This window comes from Streptosporangium sp. NPDC005286 (assembly GCF_040607515.1).
Classification (GTDB): domain Bacteria; phylum Actinomycetota; class Actinomycetes; order Streptosporangiales; family Streptosporangiaceae; genus Streptosporangium.
In genome coordinates this window covers 1-3,232 of the sequence record NZ_JBEXGU010000356.1, presented here as the reverse complement: position 1 = coordinate 3,232, position 3,232 = coordinate 1, and the positions used below count along the sequence as shown (strand labels likewise).

Genomic DNA, 3,232 nt, shown 5'->3' with positions numbered 1-3,232 from the left:
GGCGGCGACCTCGCCGCCCCGACCGCCCTTCGGCGATCTGTTCCGCACGGTTCGAGCGCGGAACGGGGGTGGAGGTGGCGGGAATCGAACCCGCGTCCTTCAACTTCAAGACAGGGCTTCTCCGGGTGCAGCCTGCTGTGCTTTTCTCAGCCCCGGCAATCACGCAGGCAAGTTGCCGACGGGCTCAGCCACTGTAAGATTTCCCGATCTTCCCCGTGGCCGGGTCGATCGGTTGAGCCTCCTAGCGATGCCGGATCCGGGCCGGAGGCGCTCCCGGGCCGGCAGAAGTCACTCGCTGCTTAGGCGGCGAGTGCCAGGTTGCCCTGGCTGACTTCGGAGTGCGTCTTATTGGCACTTGTTGGTCGCGGTCACAGTGTTAACGAGGTTATGTCCGCAGTCCTCGACCCGCTTCACCTGGCTTGCAAAGCCAAAGTCGAAACCAGTCACCCCCCTGTTGAATTTTCAACCCGCCCCCGAGGGGGCGAGCTATCCGAAGATACCTGTTACAACAGAGGTAACGCCAATCGAATTCCCGCCCGGTGCGCCGGGCGAGGCGGTGGGGGCGCGGCGGAGTGCGGGCATCGGGCCGGGAACACCGAAACCCCGGGGACGCCCGCGAATCGCGAGCGCCCCCGGGGTCGACCGGCAGGGTCGAGCCGGTCCTGACGGGCAGGGCCTCCCCCGAGATGAGGCCCTGATCTCATCACAGCGACCGAGCCCGCAACCCCCCAAGCGGTGCCCGGTCACTTAGAAGGACGCAAACGAGGCACCCTGCGGTTGCTCAGGGTGAAAAGAATATTCCGGGAGGTCACAGCCCAGCATGGAGCCCCTGGAAGAACCGTCCCGCGGCGGCCGCGCCTGCCGTGGGATCGGGGCTCTGCATCAGCACGGCGACGGCCACGTCTCCCTGCCATCCCACGAACCAGGCGAACGGCTTGCGGTTCTGCGAGGCGACGGCCGTGATGCCGTGGACGGGGTCGCCGGGAGCCGCGGCGGCACGTGCCGAGCCCGCGGTCACGCCACTGCGCATGAAGGTGCGGAGGGTGTCGACGGTCTTGTCGTCCAGTTTGATCGGATCGGGCGCCTTGTAAGGCTCGGCCTCCGTCGTGGGATCGGTGATCCGAGGGTCGGTGACCAGAACCGGCGGACGCCAGGTGCCCGAGGCGACCGCCCCGGCGACCAGCGCCATGGAGAGCGGGCTGACCAGCACGTTCTGCCCGGCGAGTGCCTTCGCCGTGGCGGCGTCGTTCTTGAGCGGCCTCATGGAACCGCTGAACCCCTTCAACGGCAGGGCCCAGGGCGCCCCGATGCCGAACTTCGCGGCGGCGGACGCCAGCTCGGAGCCGTCGATCCTGCGGGCCAGCGAGGCGAGCGCGGTCACGCAACCGGTGGCGAAGTTGGCCTGAAGGGTCGGCGTCACTCCGATGGGCGCGCCCTCCTGATGGAACGCGACACCACCGACGGTCCGGTCCGCGGGGCAGGCCAGCTTCTGCTTGGGGCTGATCCGCGCCTTGAGCATGCCCTCGACGGACATGATGGAGAACGTGGTCCCCGCGGGGAACCTCCCGGCGAGGGCGTGCTTCTCCTGGTTGTACTCGTTGGTGCTGGACACCGCCAGGATGTCGCCGGTCGAGGCCTGAACCGCGACCATCATGCCGGACCCGCCCAGCAGCGCGCTGTCGGCCGCCTTCTGGTGGGCGCGGTCGAGCGTGGTCTGCACCGGCGAGGTGGAACGGTCGGGCCGCCACTTCTTGAGCTCGGTCACCTTGAGCGTCTTGAGATCGACAGTGATCACACGGGTGTCGGTCGAGCCGGTCAGGTGCTCCTGGTACGCCTTCTGCAGACCGGCCCTGCCGACCGTGTCCCCGGCCCGCTGCGGACCGCCGAGCTGCTGCTCGGTCTCGGGGGTGACGGCGGTGACGGTGCCGACGATCTGGGTGGGCGAGGCGGGGGCGACCGACTGCTCCTGCTGGGAGAGGATGATGCCGGGGATCGCCTCCAGCTGGGCGCGGAGCTGCCCGAACTTCGTACGGCCGAAGGTGACCAGCGGGACCTGGAGGTTGGGCTGGGCGGAACGGATCCGGCTCAGCAGGCGGTCATGCGGAAATCCAGTGATCTTGGAGAGCCGCTGGCAGAGCTTGTCCGCCTCGTCGTTCTTCAGATTGGCCGGAATCACGCTCGCCACGTGCAGGATGGCCTTCTCCTGCAGCGGGTCGCGGTTGCGGTCGAGGATCGGCTGGCGCCCCTCGGGGGTGACCTTCACGGCGAACCGCTGCCCCTCGCGCAGCTGGGGGTGGAGAACGCTGGGCGACCAGCGCACCTTCCAGCTGCCGTCGACCAGGTGCAGCGGGAGCTTGCCCTCGTACTCCCACAGGGGGTTGTTCTCCCCCAGGTCGACCTCGGCGTCGAAGTCGGCCTCGACCTCGTCCGCGGCGCGCCGCATGCTCTTGACGTTGAAGCGGAACGAGGCCGCGTCCAGCTGGAGTTTGGCGTCTTCGAGCGCCTTGCTGACAACCTTCTCATCGCCGTCGGTGCGCTTGGCCGCCGCGGCGTAGTCGCCCGTCTGCCAGCCGATCAGGAAGTCGCGCACCGCCTCGTGGGCCGAGGGCTCCTCGAAGCAGGCGGACAGCATGGGAGCCGTCACCGCCAGCGCGAGCGCCGCGGAGGCGGCACGCCTGGCCCTTCCTCTCACCGTCATCTGTTCCTGTGCCTGAGCGCGCGTGCCATCTCCCGCTTGGCCTGGTTCTCGGCCAGCGTCTGCCGCTTGTCCCAGTCCTTCTTTCCCTTGGCGAGGCCGATCTCGATCTTGGCCCTGCCGTCCTTGAAGTAGATGGCGAGCGGCACCAGGGTCAGGCCGCCCTCCTTGGTCTTGGCGACCAGCTTGTCGATCTCCTTGCGGTGCAGCAGGAGCTTGCGGGATCGGCGCGCGGCGTGGTTGGTCCAGGTACCCATGGTGTATTCGGGGATGTGGACGTTGATCAACCATGCCTCGCCGTCCTTGATGACGGCGTACCCGTCGAGGAGGGAGGCGCGGCCGAGCCGCAGTGACTTGACCTCCGTGCCCTGGAGCACAAGACCAGCCTCGTAGGTGTCCTCGATGTGGTAGTCGTGCCAGGCACGCTTGTTCTGGGCGATTACCTTCCGCCCGGTCTCACGTGGCATGTCTTGAGCCTACCGGTCAGCGGAGCCGCGAACCGCGCCCGAGAGCGGCGCGCGGGCGCCGGGCGCCCGC

General features: G+C 68.3%; 2 protein-coding genes and 1 other RNA gene. All 3 read right to left on the bottom strand.

Going from position 1 to position 3,232, the window contains the following annotated elements:
* Nucleotides 1–66 precede the first annotated feature (66 nt).
* The 3 genes from ssrA to smpB all read right to left on the bottom strand — a co-directional run bounded on the left by ssrA (nucleotide 67) and on the right by smpB (nucleotide 3,162).
* Nucleotides 67–451: a transfer-messenger RNA gene (gene ssrA, locus ABZU75_RS45960) on the bottom strand.
* 357 nt (nucleotides 452–808) lie between these two features.
* Nucleotides 809–2,698, bottom strand: a complete 1,890-nt coding sequence (locus ABZU75_RS45955; RefSeq protein ID WP_355569751.1) for a penicillin-binding transpeptidase domain-containing protein — start codon at nucleotides 2,696–2,698, stop codon at nucleotides 809–811.
* Nucleotides 2,695–3,162, bottom strand: coding sequence for an SsrA-binding protein SmpB (gene smpB / locus ABZU75_RS45950; protein WP_350920945.1), 468 nt, complete (start codon nucleotides 3,160–3,162; stop codon nucleotides 2,695–2,697). Before smpB ends, ABZU75_RS45955 begins: the two co-directional genes overlap by 4 nt.
* Nucleotides 3,163–3,232: the final 70 nt, after the last annotated feature.

Bases quoted from the DNA above. Each gene is read 5' to 3' on its own strand.
- ABZU75_RS45955 (WP_355569751.1), bottom strand. From the start codon at position 2,698: ATGACGGTGAGAGGAAGGGCCAGGCGTGCCGCCTCCGCGGCGCTCGCG.
- smpB (WP_350920945.1), bottom strand. From the start codon at position 3,162: ATGCCACGTGAGACCGGGCGGAAGGTAATCGCCCAGAACAAGCGTGCC.